The sequence below is a fragment of the Rathayibacter sp. KR2-224 genome (assembly GCF_049446075.1).
GTDB lineage: Bacteria > Actinomycetota > Actinomycetes > Actinomycetales > Microbacteriaceae > Humibacter.
Map to the genome: position 1 here is coordinate 2542562 of NZ_JBMSEB010000001.1, position 16504 is coordinate 2559065.

Consider the following 16504-nt stretch of genomic DNA (forward strand, 5'->3'; position numbering starts at 1 on the left):
CGGATGCGCCGACAGCCGTTATGCAGCCCACGCACTCAGGCCTTTTGGGCCGATGCCTCGTCGCCCCGCATCTCAGCAACGGCCATGCCGCGACTGGGCTGCGCGAAGGTGAACCGCAGCCTGCGCTCGGCGATGGCCAGGCGCATGCCACGGTAACGAACCATGTAGTAGATGCCCACGGCGGCGGCTGCCACACCGGATGCCCCACCCACCACGAGCGCCCACCTCGGCCCGAACGCGTCGGCCACCCAGCCGACGATGGGGGCTCCGATCGGCGTGCCGCCCATGAAGATCGCCATGTAGATGGCCATCACGCGGCCGCGCACGAGCGGATCCGTCGAGAGCTGCACGACCCCGTTGGCGGTCGTGTTGAAGGTCTGGGATGCCACCCCCACCACCGCGAGCATCGCACCGAAGATCCAGTACCCGGGGGCGGCGGCCGCTGCCAGGCATCCGATCGCGAAGATGATTGCCGCGACGGCGAGGAGCGACGCCCTGGGTTTCTCGCGGCGGGCGGCGAGCAGAGCCCCGACGACGGAGCCCACGGCCATCACAGACGAGAGGATGCCGTACTCACCGGCTCCCTTGTGGAACACGGTGCTGGCCATGCTCGCCACGAAGATGGGGAAGTTCAGCCCGAACGTGCCGATGAGGAACACCATGGTGAAGATGGCGATGAGGTCGGGGCGGCCGCGAACGTAGCGGAATCCCTCGACGAGGCTGCCGCGGGTTCTTGCGGCGCGCTTCGATGCGTGCAGGCGCTCGAGCCGCATGAAGTTCAGCGACGCCAGCACCGCGGCGAAGCTCGCGGCGTTGATCAGGAACACCCAGCCGGCGCCAACGGCCGCTGTGAGAAGACCGGCGACGGCCGGTCCGATGAGCCGGGCGGCGTTGAACGACGCCGAGTTGAGGGCGACCGCGTTGCCCAGCAGCTTCGGACCGACGAGGTCGCCGACGAACGTCTGCCGCGCAGGGGCGTCGAACGCCGCGACCACGCCGAGCAGCAGCGCGAACAGGTACACGTGCCAGAGCTGCACGATGCCCGTCACCGTCATGATGCCCAGGCCGAGACCGAGCAGGCCCATGGCGGCCTGCGTCGCCATGAGCAGTTTGCGACGATCGAAGCGGTCGGCCGCATAGCCCGTGACGGGCAGCAGCACGAGCTGCGGGCCGAACTGCAGTGCCATCACGATGCCGACGGCCAGGGCGTCGTTGTGCGTGAGCTGGGTCAGCACGATCCAGTCCTGCGCGGTGCGCTGCATCCACGTGCCCACGTTCGAGACGAGAGCACCGGCGAACCAGATGCGGTAGTTCACCGCCGAGAGCGATCGGAACATGGCGTTCATGAGTCGGCCAGCTCCCTGATCACGGCTGCGGCGTCGGCGAGCAGCGCCCGGGTCTGCGGCGGCAATTTCGCCAGCCGGCGGTCGAGCCACGCGTCTCGACGCCTGCGCGTCTCTTTGACGAGCTCACGGCCGGCATCCGTCGGCACGAAGAGCACCTTGCGGCGGTCGTCCGCGGATGCCTGCCGCACGACGTATCCCGCTGCCTCCAGCTTGTTGACCGTGCGGTTCATCGACGGCGGTGTCACGCGCTCGTGGTCGCTGAGCTCGCCCAGCGTCTTCGGCCCCTCCCTGAAGAGCAGGGCGAGCACGCTGAACAGGCCGTCGGCGAGGTCTCCGTCGGCCTTCTCGGCGCGGAGTCGCCGCGATAGTCGCGCAACCGCTACTCGCAAGTCGCTCGACAGCTCGTGCGTCACGATGCGCCGCGATGGCGGCTCGGCCTTGGTCTCTGCCGGGGGGCCGGCGATAGTCGTTGGCGCCGCGGATGCGCGCGAGGCGCGCTCGCGGCGGGCAGACGCGACGGCGGGGGCGGCGATCGGAGTCTGCGAGGTCATGATGTTTAGGGTAGCAAATTAGCCATGCTAACTATTCCGTCCGGCGTCGTCCGGCGGAAGTCGGTTGTGGAGGGCCGCTTCTCGGCACCCGACGGCTCCGGGACTGTACTGAGGGTCCCGGGCGTGCGACCCTGAGGATGCGCGAGGTGGCGCTCCGGCGGATCGACGGCTCACGCGGCGACGACGTGACGACGAAAGGGATCCTCATGGCCATCGGCAGCGCCCGCGGACGCATCACCATCGACCTCTTCACCACGCTCGACGGCGTTCAGCAGGCGCCGGGCGGCCCCGACGAGGATCCGTCGGACGGATTCAGGTTCGGCGGGTGGCAGGCACCGCTGAGCGACGTGATGGTGGGAGAGGAGGTCATGACGGGCATGGAAGGCATGGATGCCCTCCTGCTCGGCCGCCGCACCTACGACATCTTCGCCGGGTACTGGCCTCTGCACACTCGAGGTGAAGATGGCGAGATCGGTCAGCTCTTCGACAGCATCCCCAAGTACGTGGCCTCGAGGGGAACGCCCCGGCTGGACTGGCGCGGGTCGTCGCAGCTCGGACCGGACGTGCTGGCCGACGCCGACGCGCTGCGCGACAGGCACCGCAATGTGCACGTCATCGGCAGCATCGACTTCGCGCGCACGCTGTTCGATGCACAGCTCTTCGACGAGTTGAAGCTGTGGGTCTACCCGATCGTGCTCGGCTCCGGCAAGAAGCTGTTCGGCGAGGGCACGGTCCCGGCGAAGTTGCGCATGGTCGAAGCGCCGGTGACCTCGACGAACGGCGTCGTGCTGCTGCGGTACGCGCCGGACGGCGTGCCAGAGGTGGGCGACATGACGTCCGCCGCGGATTGAACGCCGCGGATTGAACGCCGCGGATTGAAGTAGCGCTTCGCGCATTGAACGCGGCGGATTGAAGTAGGGCTTCGCGCATTCAACGCGGCGGATCCAACAAGGGCGCCGCGCTTCCGACCTCGGCTCGAACCCCGCCCGACAGCGCGCGTGACAGAATCAGCCCGTGCCGAGCTTCGAAGACGAACAGGGCGTGACCGTCACCTACTACGTGTGGCGGGTGGAGCATCCTCGTGCCGTCGTGCACCTCGTGCACGGCCTCGGCGAATACGCGACACGGTACGAACAGCTCGTCGGTGTGCTGAACCAGAACGGGTTCTCGGTCTACGCAGCCGACCAACGCGGCCACGGCCAGACCGGCCTCGACCAATGGGGAGGGGACCATTCGAAGCTGGGGCGGCTGGGACCTGGCGGGCTACGGGCGGCCGTTGAAGACATCCGGATGCTCGACCGCATCGTCCGCGCCGAGAACCCGGGTGTGCCCCTCGTGCTGCTCGGGCACAGTTGGGGTTCCCTCATGGCCCAGATGCTCGTCAACAAGTACGCGGACGAGCTCGACGCGCTGGTGCTCACGGGCACCGCGTACCGGATGCCTGCACACATGGAGGCGGGCGACCTCAACAAGCGACATAAGACGCTGGGTACAACCGGGTACGAGTGGCTGAGCCGGGACGAGCGCGTGTCATCCGAGTTCGCGGCAGACCCCCTCACGTTCGACGCGAAGGTGCTGAAGCTGTTCGGCGTCGCGGATGGCCTACGGCTCTACGGGCGGCCGGCGCGGGGCATCCGGGATCTTCCGCTGCTCGTCATGATCGGCGAGGAGGACTCGCTGGGCGGACCTGCGAGCGCACGGATGCTCGTGCGCGCCTACCAGCGCCGCTCCGGGTTCACCGACACCACTCTGGTGATCTACCCAGGCGCCAGGCACGAGGTCTTCAACGAGACGAACCGCGACGAGGTCTTCGGCGACCTCGTGCGCTGGCTCGACGCCCGCTTCCCCCACCGCTTGTAGTGCGGGGCGCTACTCAACCTGCGGTCTGGTGCGGCGCAGCCCCGCTATTCAGCCAACCGTGTGGTCGCGGCGCAGCCCGCTACTCAAGCAACGGCGGCACCCCGCCCCCGCGGCGCCAAGCGTGACAGGGTGGAACCATGCACGGTGAGTACAAGGTTCCGGGCGGCAAGCTCGTGGTCGTCGACTTCGATGTGATCGATGGCGCAATCGCGAACTTCCACCTCGCTGGCGACTTCTTCCTTGAGCCGGACTCGGCTCTCGAAGCGATCGACGCGGCGGTCAACGGCCTCTCAGCCGAATCGGACTCCGCGGCCATGGCCGACGCCGTGCGTCGCGCGCTTCCCACGGATGCCGCGCTGCTCGGCTTCTCACCCGAGGCGGTCGCGGTCGCCGTCCGTCGCTCGCTCTCCAACGCCACCACCTGGCGCGACTACGACTGGACGATCGTGCACGCGAAGGCCGTCCCGCCTCGCCTGCACCTCGCCCTCGACGAAGCGCTCAGCAACTCCCTCGCGGCCGGCCATCGCGGGCCGACGTTGCGCATCTGGGAGTGGGACGAGTCAGCCGTGGTCATCGGCAGCTTCCAGTCAGTGAAGAACGAGGTAGATGCCGACGGCGCAGCGAGGTACGGCTTCGACGTGGTGCGACGCATCACGGGCGGCGGCGCCATGATGATGGAGAAGGGCAACGTCGTCACCTACTCGCTGTACGTGCCTGCCGACCTGGTCTCGGGCATGAGCTTCGCCGACAGCTACGCCTACCTGGACGACTGGGCGCTCGTCGCCCTTCGGTCCCTCGGAGTGGATGCCACGTACAAGCCGCTCAACGACATCGCGAGCCCGCAGGGCAAGATCGGCGGCGCAGCGCAGAAGCGCTTCAAGAACGGGGCCGTGCTGCATCACGTCACCATGAGCTACGACATGGACGGTCAGAAGATGACCGAGGTGTTGCGCATCGGCCGCGAGAAGATCAGCGACAAAGGCATCACGTCCGCCGCGAAGCGCGTCGATCCGCTCAAGGCGCAGAGCGGGCTGAGTCGAGCCGAGATCATCGAGCGCATGAAGCAGACGTTCACCGAGTTGTACGGCGCGAAGCCCGGCGACATCTCCGACACCGAGTACGAGGATGCCGAGCGCCTGGTTGCCGAGAAGTTCGGGACAGAGGAGTGGCTCTACCGCGTGCCCTGACCTGGATGATTGCCGGGCGGGACCCAGCAATCAAGCAGCGAGGCCGCGGTACAGTACCGCGCGTGGGTTGGTGGATAGTCCTCGGCGTCGTGGCCGCGTGCATCCTTCTCTACATCGCTCACCGTCTCGGCTGGATCGACCTCAGCGACAAGAGCCGCAAACCCGGACCGCACGGATCCTCGCACAGCGGCGGCATGCTGCTGATCGGCGACGAGGTGTTCGCTCCGGCGAAATATGAGGCCCAGCTCGAGCTCGATGAGCGCGCGCGCCTGCCGGTTCCCGCACCGGTGCCGGGAGACGGTGACAAGGGAATCTTCGGGGAAGGACCCGTGCGCATCCGGCTCGGACCGGACGGCAGGCCGCTGCCCTGACCTCCGGCGAATGCCGTCGCGGCGCTCGCTCGAGGGCTGGCCGACGATCGCACGCTCGGGGCAAGATGAGCGGATGGATGCCCAAGCCGCCCTGAACGAGATCGCCTTCCTGCTCGAGTACGACCTCGCACCGCGTTTCAAGGTGCAGGCGTTCCGCAAGGCATCCGCTGTCATCGACGGCATGACGGATGCCCAGCTTCGCGAACGCATCGCTGACGGCCGTCTGGCCCGCACCAACGGGATCGGCGACCGCACGTTCCAGGTGATCTCGCAGGCCGTGGACGGCGGCGTTCCCGACTATCTCACGGCGCTCCGAGACGGCCGGCCTCCGCAGCCGGAGTCGGCGCTCGCCGACCAGCTTCGCGGCGATTTGCACACGCACACGGAGTGGTCGGATGGCACTGTCCCGATCGCGAGCATGGCCGCGGCCGCCAATATGCTCGGACGGGAATACATCGCCGTCACCGACCACTCGCCGCATCTCACCGTCGCCAATGGGCTCAGCGTCGAGCGGCTGCAGAAGCAGCTGACCGACATCGAGGAGTGGAACGCGACGGAAGACGGTGTGACACTGCTCAAGGGAATCGAGGTGGACATCCTCGAAGACGGCTCGCTCGACCAGACGCGCGAGATGCTTGGGCGGCTCGACGTCGTGACGGCATCCGTCCATTCGAAGCTGCGAACGGATGCCCGCGCCATGACGGCCCGTATGCTCGGCGCCGTGCACGACCCCGCCACCAACGTGCTCGGGCACTGCACCGGGCGGTTGGTCAAGGGATCTCGCGGAACCCGGCCGCAGTCGGAGTTCGATGCCGAGAAGGTCTTCGCAGCGTGCGCGGCCGAGGGAATCGCGGTCGAGATCAACTCACGGCCGGAGCGGCAGGATCCGCCGGACGACCTCATCGCCGTCGCGCTCGAAGCCGGATGCCTGTTCTCGATCGACAGCGACGCTCACGCCCCCGGGCACCTGGCGTTCATCGCACTCGGCGCCGCTCGGGCAGAGGCGGCAGGCGTTCCCGCGGACCGGGTCGTCACGACATGGCCGCTGCCGCGCCTGCGCGAGTGGCTGACATCCCGCAGCTAACGCCCTGTGCAATTGCGCCACACCTCCGCTGTTGCGCCACCTTTCCTGGCGCAACAGCGGCAACCTGGCGCAATTGCCAGGCGAAGACCGCGGTCAGCCGGCGTCGGCGCGCGACGCCGACGACGCCGACTACGCCGACGACGCTGACGACGTCTGCAGGTCCTGGTACTCCGGATGCCGCGCGATCCACGACCGCACGTACGGGCACAGCGCGACCACGCGCAGCCCCGACCCCCGTACGTCGTCCAGAGCCGCCTGTACCAGCACGCTCGCCAGGCCTTCCCCTTGGTGCCCCTCGTCGACCTCCGTGTGGGTGAACACGATGTGGTCGTCGAACCGCTTGTAATACGCCGCGCCGACCATCTGGCCACCCAGCTCGATCACGTAGCGGGAGGCATCCCGGTCGTCGTGTACCTGTGCACTCATGTGGTCACCATAAGCACACGACGTCGTGGATGTCGGCGGTCGCGCCGAGGCGACCGAAATGCGCGCGGGGCGCCCCACCTCTCGAAGCGCCGGAACGGCGCCCGCCGACCTGCACAATGGAACAATGCCCGACTGGTCGCCCGAGAGCCCGAACACCGTGTTCCAGGCGGACAACATGTCGGTGCTGCCTGGGCTGCCGGATGCTTCGTTCACGCTGATCTACCTCGACCCTCCCTTCAATACCGGGCGCAGTCAGGAGCGTCGCACGGTGACAGCCGTTCGCAGCGAGGAATCCGGCTCGGTCGCCGGGTTCCAGGGCCGCAGCTACCAGCGCATCCGGGGCGATCTGCTGCGCTACGACGACCGGTTCGACGACTACTGGGAGTTCCTGGAGCCGCGTCTCATCGAGGCGTGGCGGCTGCTCGCAGACGACGGCACGCTGTACCTCCACCTCGACTACCGCGAGGCGCACTACGCGAAGGTGCTGCTCGACGCGTTGTTCGGGAGGGCATCCTTTCTCAACGAGATCATCTGGGCGTACGACTACGGCGGCAAGGCGAAGCGCCGCTGGCCCGCGAAGCACGACACGATCCTGGTGTATGTGAAGAATCCGCGCGGCTACCACTTCGACTCGGATGCCATCGACCGCGAACCCTACATGGCGCCAGGTCTCGTGACTCCCGAGAAGGCGTCGCGCGGAAAGCTCCCTACGGATGTCTGGTGGCACACGATCGTCACCACGAGCGGCCGCGAGAAGACGGGCTACCCGACGCAGAAGCCGGAGGGTGTCGTGCGGCGCATGGTGCAGGCATCCACTCGTGAAGGGGACTGGGTGCTCGACTTCTTCGCGGGCAGTGGCACGACCGGCGCGGTCGCGTCAGCCCTCGACCGCCGCTTCGTGCTCGTGGACAGCAACCCGGAGGCGATCGCGATCATGCGCAGGCGATTCGAGCGGATGCCGGCAGTCACCTTCCTCTGACCACCGCCGATCCCGGAGGCCGAGGCCGCGCTATCGGGCGGGCTATCGGACCGGGCTCAGCTGGACCCGCGCACGATGAGCCGGGTCTTGAGGATCGTGGCCCGTTCGACCTGCCTGCCCTCGATGACGTCGACGAGCTTCCCGGCCATCGCCGCCCCCATCTCCGTCATCGATTGACGCATGGTGGTCAACGCGGGCGCTGCCGCGGGAGCGAGTGCGTCGTCGTCGTATCCGACCACCGCGATGTCGTCCGGGATGCTCAGCCCCGCCTCGGTGATCGCCGTGTACGCACCGAGGGCCATCTGATCGTTGGCGACGAAGACGGCATCCAGTGGCACCTTGCGTGCAAGCAGTCGTCGCATGGCCATGGCACCCGACGCAGGCGTGAAGTCCCCCCACTCGATGAGCTTGGGTTCGAGCCCGGCGTCGGTCATGGCGCGGCGCCACCCGAGCTCCCGGTCGTAACCCGCAGGCATGTCGGCCGGCCCGGCGATGGTCGCGATGTTCTTGCGGCCGCGTTCGATGAGGTGCCGGGTGCCGGTGACGGCGCCGTGAATGTTGTCGACGTCGACGTAGTACGCCTCGCCGAGGCCCTCGCCGTAGTCGTGGAGCGGCCGACCGCCGAATACGACTGGCACGGTTCGGCCGAGACGGGCGTACGAGTGGTCGCCCGAGTGGTGCGAGACGACGAGGGCGCCGTCGACGTTGCCTCCAGTGAGGTATCGCCTGGTCTTGTCGGGATTCGCCTCGGATGCCACGAAGATGCCGAGCGTGTAATCCGTCGAGGCGAGGTACACGGCCACGCCCTGGATGATCATGGCGAAGAACGGATCGGCGAACACCCGCGATGTGGATTCCGGGATGACCAGCGCGATCGATTCCGTGCGACGGCTGGCCAGCGACCGGGCTGCACGATTCGGCACGTAGTTGAGCTCGGCGATGGCCGCGTTGACGGCGGTGATGAGTTCCGGCTTCACCTTGGGAGAGCCGTTCACCACTCGCGAAACGGTCGCGCGCGAAACGCCGGCTCGTGCCGCCACCATCTCCAGCGTCGGCGCCTGTGCCTCGGCTTTCACGCCCATGTCGTCCCTTCCTCGCCCGAACCTATCGCGATTCCGGCCCCGAGGCGACGCGGTGAGCGCAAAAATGAGCGCGCTCTCACGAACCACGTAGACACGGATGCCGCGAGCCGGTCCCAAGACCAGCCCGCGGCATCCACGAGATGGAACTGCCTACGACGTGGCGACCTCGCCCGGGCCGGCGATGTGCCTGCCGTGGCGACCGTTCTCGCTCAGCGGCTGGTGTGCATCCGCTGCGGCGTCGGTTGCGATGGCTGGCGCGGGGGCCGGCTCTACGGCGTGCCGGCCGTGCTCGGCAGACGAGGTCGATCCGGCCGACACGAGGTCCGGCTCCGCTGCCTCGTCCGGCAGTGCGAGCGCCCCGGTCTCCTCGGCAGCGGCCTTCGCGAGCAGTGCCTCGTCGTCGGCCGCCTCCTGCAGCGCGGACTTCGCGCGAAGCGGCGGTGTCTTGAAGAACAGCGTGAGGATGAACGCGGCGAGCACCACGAACATCGCGACCCAGTAGACGGTCACGGCCGAGTCGTTGAATCCGACGAGGAACGGCTTGGCAAGGCGCGGGTCCGCTCCCTTCAGGAACGACGTGTCGTTGATGGCGTTGCTGTTGACGCTCGTCGTGCTGCTCGACTTCTCGAGCTGCTTCTGGAAGGTCGGCACCACGGAGGCGACGAACTCATCGCGCTGCGACGCCGTGGAGAAGTCGAGCGAGACCTTTCCGCTCGCGTCGAGGCGAGCGACCGGCACCTTCTTCTGGATCTGCGTGAGCGCCGCTTGCTGCGCCTGCTGCACGGCCTGAGCCTCGGCAGCTGCCTGTGCCTGCACCGGAATGGTTCCGGCCTGAACGGCCTTGTCGACCGCGGCTTTGCCTGCGGCGCCCGCCTTATCGACGCCCGCCTGCAGCTCCTTGGTGGTGTTCGTCGTCACCTTGTCCACGATCGAGTTGTAGATCGTGCCCATGATGCCCTTGTTCTCGGGCGCCTTCGCGACCGATGGGTCGAACGCGGCGTCGAGCGCCGAGGTCAGGGTCGGCTTGTCGCTCAGGGAGCTCTGGATGTTCGCCGGCATCACCGAGAACAGCAGCGAGATGAGCACCGCCGTGCCGAGCGTTCCACCGATCTGCCTGAAGAACGTGGATGCACTCGTCGCCACACCCATGTCCCGAAGACCGACGGCGTTCTGGCTCGCGATGGTGAGCGTCTGCATCAATTGGCCGAGGCCGAGGCCGATGAGCAACATGGCGCCCGCGATGAACCAGTACGAGCCGTCGTAGTGCAGGAACGTCAGCCAGAAGAACCCGCCGGACAGCAGCAGGGTTCCGATGATCGGGAACTGCCGGTACCGGCCGGTCCTTGCGATGATCTGACCACTGGCGATCGACGCGATCATCAGCCCCAAGATCATCGGCAGCAGCTGGAGGCCGCTCTCGGTCGGGCTGGCACCCAGCACGAGCTGGAGGTACAGCGGCAGGGTCAGCATGGCGCCGAACATCCCGAAGCCGACGAACACGCCGATGATGGTGGCCATCGAGAACGTGTTCGAACGGAACAGCTTGAGCGGGATCAGGGCGTCGTCCTTCATGAGGATCTCGACGATGATGAACCCGACGATGCCGATGCCGCCGATCACGTAGCACGTGATGGCTGCCGCGCTGCCCCAGCCCCAGTCGCGGCCCTGCTCGGCGATCAGGAGGAGCGGCACGAGTGCGACGATCACGCCAGTCGCACCCCACCAGTCGATGCGCACCGAGTGGTGGTCGTGCCGCGGGATGTGCAGGAAGATCATCACGATGATCAGCGCGACGATGCCGATCGGCACGTTGATCAGGAAGACCCAGCGCCACCCGGCGATCCAGAGGATCTGATTAGCGCCTGCGAACAATCCGCCGATCAGCGGACCCGCCACGCTCGAGATGCCGAACACGGCGAGGAAGTAGCCCTGGTATTTCGCGCGCTCGCGCGGCGCCAGGATGTCGCCCATGATGGCCAGTGGCATCGACATCAGACCGCCGGCGCCGAGTCCCTGGATGGCGCGGAAGGCCGCCAGTTCGATCATCGACGTCGAGAACGACGCCAGCACGGAGCCGATCACGAAGACGACGATCGCGATGATGAACAACGGTCGGCGGCCGAAGATGTCGGACAGCTTGCCGTAGATGGGCGTGGCGATCGTCGAGACGATCAGGTAGGCGGTGGTCACCCACGCCTGCTGGCTCAGACCGTGCAGGTCGTCGCCGATGGTGCGGATGGCCGTGCCCACGACGGTCTGGTCGAGGGCGGAGAGGAACATGCCGGCCATGAGACCGAAGATCACGAAGAGGATCTGGCGGTGGCTCATGACGGCTGTTCTGGGCGCGGACTGCGCCGACGCTGACGTGGCGGCTTCTGACATGGATCCCCGTACGTTCTGCTGGAATTGCTGTGAGGCGCGAGAGCGAGGCACGCCGGACGGCGGGCTCGCCGTCGTTGGCATTGTCGAATGTGCGGCCGGAGACGAGCACAGACCTTGACAAGGTGACTCGCAAGGAAACGGCTCTCCCCAGCCGGTGAGAGAAAATTGCGGTGACTGCAAATTTACACCCGCCGAAAGGTCGGCGTCGAACCATAACAGCTCTCGGCTTCCCTTGGTTCGCGCTCGGCGAACATCCGCTCTTCGGGGCATCTCTTCCGAGGATCGCCCCGGAAGCACCGCATCGCCGGCGCCTCAGCTGCACACCGGAGATTCCAAGGCATCTCGGGTACCTTCGACCACGCTATGACATACCCCCCGAATGAGTCGCACAAGCGGCACGGCAGGACGCGCGCCATCGTGATCGCCGTGCTCGCGGCATCCGTGATCGCACTCACGGGATGCACATCGAGCGGTGCGGTCAAAGCGTCCGTGCAGAAGCCGGCTTCCGAGCGGACACCGGCCGCGGCACCGTCGGTGGCGGGGGTCTCGCCGGCGGAGGCTCCCGTGGTGGGGCAGCAGGTGACGATCACGGGCACCGACCTTCAGAACGTGAAGACCGTTGCGTTCGGATCCACCATCGTGCCCGTCGTCTCTGCCACGGCCGACAAGGTGGTCGCGGACGCTCCCGCCGCTGCCGACTACCAGCCGGCAACCGTTGGACTGAAGCTCATCAGCAAGACGGGCAAGACCGTGGCGACTAAGCCGAACGCCCTGGAGTACACGGCGACCGGCGGAGTGGCCGCGCAGCTGCAGTACGCGCTTGCGCACTGGCAGAACTACAACACGGCGCAGTACGGCGACCTCAATCCCGACGGCGGCGACTGTGCGAACTTCGTGAGCCAGACCCTGATCGCGCGCGGCTGGACCATGAACGACGACTGGTACAACCACGGTGCGGCAGCGGACTGGAGCGCGGCGTGGGGCTACGTTCCCGCCATGGACGAGTACTTCGCCGACAACGCCGAGAGCCTCGGGCTGCAGAAGCTGAGCTTCTCGCAGGCCGACCGCGCGCAGGTGGCGCTCGGCGACATCGCAGTGTTCGACTGGGACGGTGACGGATCGCCCGACCACGTCGAGGTGGTGGACCGCATCACCAAGGTGGACGGTCAGTACAAGATCGAGCTCGCGAGCCACAACGACGACTACGCGTTCCGCGATCTCGACGAGACGATCACCACCCAGCACCCGGGCGCAATCGGCCACTTCTGGCACCTGACGCGCTGAGCGCGTGGTTCCGCGGGGCGGGTTTCGGATACGCGTCGCCTGCGGCGGCGATACTCAACCGGCGGTGGTCAGTGCACGTAGACGTCGGTTCCGTCTGGCGTCCACTCATAGAGCTTCTCAGCCAGGCTTATCGGCATGCCGACGCATCCGTGGCTCATCGGGTGGCCGAAGTTGTTGTGCCAGTACACGCCGTGCAGCGCGTCGCCGTTGTCGTCGAAGTACATGACCCACGGCACGTTCGGCTCGACGTAGCCGTATTGCGTGCTCGACATGGTCTGCTCGCGAATGTGGACGTGCACGGTGAAGTGGCCGGTGGGGGTCGGCGTCGCGGCGCGCCCGGAGGAGATAGCCCAGGAGTCGACGATCGCACCGTTCTGGATCATGTAGAGGCGCTGGGCGCTCAGGTCCACCTCGATGCTGCGCTGGAGGTTCGTCGTCTGCATCGGCGTCTCGGCCACCGGCAACTGATAATCGGCCTTGCCCTCGCTGAGCTGCGTCGCGAACGCACTGGCTACGCCACTGGTGTCTCCCAGCGCACGCCCCGCCTGACCGGTCGTTTCCGCACGCAGCACCGCGCCCGCGGAATCGATGATGTTCTCCGCGTTCACCGGCTGCCGGTTCACCTGGCCGGGCAGCGCATCCACCGCGTTTTGGATCTTCTTCTGGTCCGCGGTGATCGAGAAGCTGCCGTTGCTCTCGTGCGGCGTCACCGTCAGCCAGGACGACGCCACGTCTGGCGCAATCGGCACCGTACGCTCGGTGCCCACGTAGAAGCCGATGGTGGCGAGCATGGTGTTGAGCTTGTCAGCGGTGGCACTCGCGGTAGTCGTGCTGATCGGCGCCAAAGCCTCGGCCCTGGTCGTCCGCACTGAGACGTGGTCACCGTCGCGGGAGAAGGATGCCTGCAGCCCTCGCGCGAGCGCTGCCGTATCGACCCGGATGCCCGAAGCGGCCGGCTTGACCGCGTACTTGCCGTTCGCGAACGTGACGGTGGCATCCGTCGCCTTCGTGTAGAGGGCCGGGAGCGCTTGCTGTAGAGCCTTGTCGACCTTGCCCGTCTCGAGCGTCACGGGTGCGTCGATCGGCTTGCCGAACCACGCTCCGACGTTCCACAGCGGCCGGTCGGCGAGCGCTGTGGCCGTCGTTGCGGCTGCATCCCCTTCGATGCCCAGCTCGCGCCCGGTCATCCTGACGCCGTTCACGCTGATGCTCGCCTCGTTCATCCTCTGCGAGACGAGGTTCGCCGCGATGCTCGGCGGCAGTCCGCCGACCTGCACACCGGCGACGGTCGTTCCCGGCGCGATCAGCAGTGTGAGCGCCGCAGCCGCCAGCACGACGAACGCGCCGAGGGCGATCGAGATCCATAGAAGGCGACGCCTGCGCTTCGGTTTGCGGGTGGCCGCGAGCGATTCGACCAGGCGCGCGCGCGTCGCGGCGGCGGCTTCCGGGTCGTTCGGGACGTCGTCCACGAGGGCATCGTGTGTCAGTTGATCCGTCACGCCAACCTCGTTCGCTCGGTGACCCCCCGCTGGGCGAAACGTCAACAGAGGATATGACGGCGCCGCGCAATCGGCAACTGGTCTGTCTATCCGGGCTTCCGAGAGCGCGGCTCAGTATCCCCTCACAGCGCAGCGGGTCGGGCTCGCGCACAGCCTCAGATCGATAACGTCGAATGCATGGTGCAGACGAGACGGCGAAGCAGATGGTGGCGTGTGGCATCCGCACTGTCGGTTGCCGCGGTCTTCGCGCTGGCCGGATGTTCGGCCGGACCCGCCCCGTTGCCCGCGCCGATCCAGAAGCAGTTGGACTACGCGCTCGCGCACTGGAACCACTACAACACCAAGGTGTACGGCGACCTCAACCCCGTCGGCGGGGACTGCGCGAACTTCGTGAGCCAAACGCTCATCGCCAGAGGCTGGAAGATGAACGACCAGTGGTACAACCATGACGCCGCGGCCGACTGGAGTCCGGCCTGGGGTTACGTGCCGGCGATGGACAAGTACTTCGCGGCGGACGCGAAGACACTAGGACTCACCCAGTACCCCTTCGACAAGCGATCGAAGATCGCAGTTGGCGACCTCGTCATGTTCGACTGGGACAACGACGGCTCGTACGACCACGTCGAGATCGTGAGCAAGGTGGTCGACACCACGGTCGACGGCAAGAAGCACGTCGACATCGAGATGGCGGGACATAACAGGGACACGAAGTACCGCGACCTGGACTACGTGCTCGACAAGGAATACCCGGGCGCAGCCGGTCACTTCTGGCACATCGCGCTGCCGTCCACGGCTTCGCCTTCCCCTTCGAGCTAACGCCTGACACCACGTGGTGTCACTTGTTTCAACTAGCTGCTTGACGCGACACCACTGTGGTGTCACTATGGTGTCATGCAATTGGAAACGTACGTCGAGGAACTCCAACGCCAACTCGTTGCAGCAGCCGCTGCAGGCGGCGACGAGACGCGCGAGACCGCACAGCGCCTGAGCACGGCGCTGGACGCGGCCGCACGCTTGATGCTGCTCGAGGCACTCGGCGCAGCCGCAAGCGAGATCACCACCGAGCTGACTCCCGGGTCGGTCGACCTGCGCCTCCGCGGGCGCGAGCCCGAGTTCGTGGTGACCCAGGCACCGCATTGGGATGAACCGCAGGCGTCGGCCGAGCCGGCCGCCCCGGTAGCTCCTGCGGTCTTCGACGGCGAGGAAGGCGCGACCACGCGCACGACCTTGCGCCTGCCGGACGAACTCAAGACCCGTGTCGAGGCGGCAGCCGCCCGCGCGGGAGTGTCCGTCAACACGTGGCTGGTTCGAGCCATCGCATCAACGCTCGACGGCGGAACCCCAAGGGCCGCGCAGGAGACCAGCGGCAAGCGCGTCACGGGATGGGTTCGGTGAACGAGATGAGCAAGGCATCCGAGACAGCCGCTTCCATCGCATCCACCTCGAACGACCAGGGGAGACAGTTCATGAACACCGAATACGACACACCGCAGCCCATTCAGGTGGTGCTCGACATGCTCGTCGAGGTGATGCTCACCGTCACCGCGACGGACACGACCACGACGACCCTGTCCATCAAGGCGGGCGATCCCACCAAGAAGGATGACGTGCGCGCGCTCGGCGAGGTGAACGTCGACTTCGTGGACGGGGTACTCGGCGTGCGCATCGCACGCACGCTGCGCTACTACACCTGGTTCAGTGGCAGCCCACGGCTCATCGTCGACATCACCGTGCCGACCGGGTCGGACGTCGACGCGAAGCTCGGCGCGGGCAACGGCGCCACGGAAGGAATGCTCGGGGTGTGCTCAGTGCGCACGGGAGCCGGGGAGATCCGCATCGAGCACGCGGGCAGGACGACGCTGCACAGCGGCGCCGGATCCATCCAGGCCGGGCGAGTGGGCGGGCCGTTGCGCGTGACCAATGGCGCCGGATCCATTCGAATCGGAACGCTGGAGGGGGAGGGTGTCGTCAAGAACACAACGGGAGCTTCGGTGTTCGGCGAGGTCGAAGGACCCTTGACCGTGAAGTCCACCACCGGCGACGTCGTGATCGAGCAGCTGAACGGTTCGGCGGAGATCAAGTGCGCACACGGCGAGGTGCGCATCGATCGCGTCGGAACCGGCGAGGTGAAGATCGAGGGCGGCTACGGCTCGATCGAGGTCGGCGTGCCTGAGGGCACGGCCGCCTGGCTCGACGTCGCGTCGCGACACGGCCTGGTGCGCAACGAACTGGAGCAGGCATCCGCTCCCGTCGACGACGACCGCACGGTCGCCGTGACTGCACACGCCGACTACGCGTCGATCACCATCAGACGACCACTGGGCTGACCGGGCGGCGAGCGATGAGCTCGCCCTGGCCTGAACACCGCCACCGAAAGAGAACGCCTGAACAGAGGCGCTGTTCGTCGCGCCCGAAAACGAAACACCGGAAAGAAAACGAGAGAACGGAAGATC

Annotated in this window: 16 protein-coding genes; 10 read left to right on the forward strand and 6 right to left on the reverse strand. The window is 67.0% G+C overall.

From position 1 onward, the window contains the following. Positions 1-35: 35 nt before the first annotated feature. Together ACO2Q7_RS11635 and ACO2Q7_RS11640 are read right to left on the reverse strand one after the other, a co-directional pair. Positions 36-1346, reverse strand: a complete 1311-nt coding sequence (locus ACO2Q7_RS11635) for an MFS transporter (protein ID WP_423355762.1) — start codon at positions 1344-1346, stop codon at positions 36-38. Then, positions 1343-1897 (reverse strand): MarR family winged helix-turn-helix transcriptional regulator, encoded by a 555-nt coding sequence (locus ACO2Q7_RS11640; protein ID WP_423355763.1) that lies wholly within the window; start codon positions 1895-1897, stop codon positions 1343-1345. The genes ACO2Q7_RS11635 and ACO2Q7_RS11640 overlap by 4 nt, the downstream gene beginning before the upstream one ends. A 206-nt stretch (positions 1898-2103) precedes the next feature. Between ACO2Q7_RS11640 and ACO2Q7_RS11645 the strand changes: the two genes are divergently transcribed. The 5 genes from ACO2Q7_RS11645 to ACO2Q7_RS11665 all read left to right on the forward strand — a co-directional run bounded on the left by ACO2Q7_RS11645 (position 2104) and on the right by ACO2Q7_RS11665 (position 6399). Continuing rightward, entirely contained in the window at positions 2104-2748 is a 645-nt protein-coding gene (locus ACO2Q7_RS11645) for a dihydrofolate reductase family protein (RefSeq protein WP_423356018.1), read from the forward strand. 163 nt (positions 2749-2911) lie between these two features. Beyond that, a complete protein-coding gene (locus ACO2Q7_RS11650; RefSeq protein ID WP_423355764.1) occupies positions 2912-3757 on the forward strand; it encodes an alpha/beta fold hydrolase in 846 nt (281 codons plus the stop codon). Between the two features lie 137 nt (positions 3758-3894). Then, positions 3895-4944 (forward strand): lipoate--protein ligase family protein, encoded by a 1050-nt coding sequence (locus ACO2Q7_RS11655; RefSeq protein ID WP_423355765.1) that lies wholly within the window; start codon positions 3895-3897, stop codon positions 4942-4944. 62 nt (positions 4945-5006) lie between these two features. Further along, positions 5007-5315: a hypothetical protein gene (locus ACO2Q7_RS11660; RefSeq protein WP_423355766.1), complete on the forward strand. Its 309-nt coding sequence runs from the start codon at positions 5007-5009 to the stop codon at positions 5313-5315. Positions 5316-5388: 73 nt separating this feature from the next. After that, a complete protein-coding gene (locus ACO2Q7_RS11665; protein WP_423355767.1) occupies positions 5389-6399 on the forward strand; it encodes a PHP domain-containing protein in 1011 nt (336 codons plus the stop codon). A 129-nt stretch (positions 6400-6528) separates the two neighbouring features. Here the strand turns inward: ACO2Q7_RS11665 and ACO2Q7_RS11670 are convergent, their stop codons facing one another. Then, a complete protein-coding gene (locus ACO2Q7_RS11670; RefSeq protein ID WP_423355768.1) occupies positions 6529-6825 on the reverse strand; it encodes a GNAT family N-acetyltransferase in 297 nt (98 codons plus the stop codon). A 124-nt stretch (positions 6826-6949) separates the two neighbouring features. Here ACO2Q7_RS11670 and ACO2Q7_RS11675 point away from each other — a divergent pair, with 124 nt between their 5' ends. After that, entirely contained in the window at positions 6950-7804 is an 855-nt protein-coding gene (locus ACO2Q7_RS11675) for a DNA-methyltransferase (RefSeq protein ID WP_423355769.1), read from the forward strand. A gap of 56 nt (positions 7805-7860) precedes the next feature. On the opposite strand, the gene ACO2Q7_RS11680 is transcribed toward ACO2Q7_RS11675, so the two are convergent. Together ACO2Q7_RS11680 and ACO2Q7_RS11685 are read right to left on the reverse strand one after the other, a co-directional pair. Next, positions 7861-8886: a LacI family DNA-binding transcriptional regulator gene (locus ACO2Q7_RS11680; RefSeq protein ID WP_423355770.1), complete on the reverse strand. Its 1026-nt coding sequence runs from the start codon at positions 8884-8886 to the stop codon at positions 7861-7863. Between the two features lie 150 nt (positions 8887-9036). Continuing rightward, on the reverse strand, positions 9037-11214 hold the full coding sequence (locus ACO2Q7_RS11685) for an MDR family MFS transporter (protein WP_423355771.1): 2178 nt from the start codon (positions 11212-11214) through the stop codon (positions 9037-9039). A 417-nt stretch (positions 11215-11631) separates the two neighbouring features. On the opposite strand from ACO2Q7_RS11685, the gene ACO2Q7_RS11690 reads away from it, so the two are divergent. Continuing rightward, positions 11632-12552, forward strand: coding sequence for an amidase domain-containing protein (locus tag ACO2Q7_RS11690; RefSeq protein ID WP_423355772.1), 921 nt, complete (start codon positions 11632-11634; stop codon positions 12550-12552). A 68-nt stretch (positions 12553-12620) separates the two neighbouring features. Here the strand turns inward: ACO2Q7_RS11690 and ACO2Q7_RS11695 are convergent, their stop codons facing one another. Further along, positions 12621-14051, reverse strand: coding sequence for a L,D-transpeptidase family protein (locus ACO2Q7_RS11695; RefSeq protein WP_423355773.1), 1431 nt, complete (start codon positions 14049-14051; stop codon positions 12621-12623). Positions 14052-14228: 177 nt separating this feature from the next. Here ACO2Q7_RS11695 and ACO2Q7_RS11700 point away from each other — a divergent pair, with 177 nt between their 5' ends. The 3 genes from ACO2Q7_RS11700 to ACO2Q7_RS11710 all read left to right on the forward strand — a co-directional run bounded on the left by ACO2Q7_RS11700 (position 14229) and on the right by ACO2Q7_RS11710 (position 16378). Further along, positions 14229-14867 (forward strand): amidase domain-containing protein, encoded by a 639-nt coding sequence (locus ACO2Q7_RS11700; RefSeq protein WP_423355774.1) that lies wholly within the window; start codon positions 14229-14231, stop codon positions 14865-14867. A 75-nt stretch (positions 14868-14942) separates the two neighbouring features. After that, on the forward strand, positions 14943-15446 hold the full coding sequence (locus tag ACO2Q7_RS11705) for a toxin-antitoxin system HicB family antitoxin (RefSeq protein ID WP_423355775.1): 504 nt from the start codon (positions 14943-14945) through the stop codon (positions 15444-15446). A gap of 5 nt (positions 15447-15451) precedes the next feature. After that, positions 15452-16378 carry a DUF4097 family beta strand repeat-containing protein gene (locus ACO2Q7_RS11710; protein WP_423356019.1) on the forward strand — a complete coding sequence of 309 codons (927 nt, stop codon included), beginning with the start codon at positions 15452-15454 and terminating at the stop codon, positions 16376-16378. The last annotated feature ends 126 nt before the right edge of the window (positions 16379-16504 follow it).

Coding starts and splice junctions, on each gene's coding strand:
- ACO2Q7_RS11635 (WP_423355762.1), bottom strand. CDS start 1,346: ATGAACGCCATGTTCCGATCGCTCTCGGCGGTGAACTACCGCATCTGG.
- ACO2Q7_RS11640 (WP_423355763.1), bottom strand. CDS start 1,897: ATGACCTCGCAGACTCCGATCGCCGCCCCCGCCGTCGCGTCTGCCCGC.
- ACO2Q7_RS11645 (WP_423356018.1), top strand. CDS start 2,104: ATGGCCATCGGCAGCGCCCGCGGACGCATCACCATCGACCTCTTCACC.
- ACO2Q7_RS11655 (WP_423355765.1), top strand. CDS start 3,895: ATGCACGGTGAGTACAAGGTTCCGGGCGGCAAGCTCGTGGTCGTCGAC.
- ACO2Q7_RS11665 (WP_423355767.1), top strand. CDS start 5,389: ATGGATGCCCAAGCCGCCCTGAACGAGATCGCCTTCCTGCTCGAGTAC.
- ACO2Q7_RS11670 (WP_423355768.1), bottom strand. CDS start 6,825: ATGAGTGCACAGGTACACGACGACCGGGATGCCTCCCGCTACGTGATC.
- ACO2Q7_RS11675 (WP_423355769.1), top strand. CDS start 6,950: ATGCCCGACTGGTCGCCCGAGAGCCCGAACACCGTGTTCCAGGCGGAC.
- ACO2Q7_RS11680 (WP_423355770.1), bottom strand. CDS start 8,886: ATGGGCGTGAAAGCCGAGGCACAGGCGCCGACGCTGGAGATGGTGGCG.
- ACO2Q7_RS11685 (WP_423355771.1), bottom strand. CDS start 11,214: ATGAGCCACCGCCAGATCCTCTTCGTGATCTTCGGTCTCATGGCCGGC.
- ACO2Q7_RS11690 (WP_423355772.1), top strand. CDS start 11,632: ATGACATACCCCCCGAATGAGTCGCACAAGCGGCACGGCAGGACGCGC.
- ACO2Q7_RS11700 (WP_423355774.1), top strand. CDS start 14,229: ATGGTGCAGACGAGACGGCGAAGCAGATGGTGGCGTGTGGCATCCGCA.
- ACO2Q7_RS11705 (WP_423355775.1), top strand. CDS start 14,943: ATGCAATTGGAAACGTACGTCGAGGAACTCCAACGCCAACTCGTTGCA.
- ACO2Q7_RS11710 (WP_423356019.1), top strand. CDS start 15,452: ATGAGCAAGGCATCCGAGACAGCCGCTTCCATCGCATCCACCTCGAAC.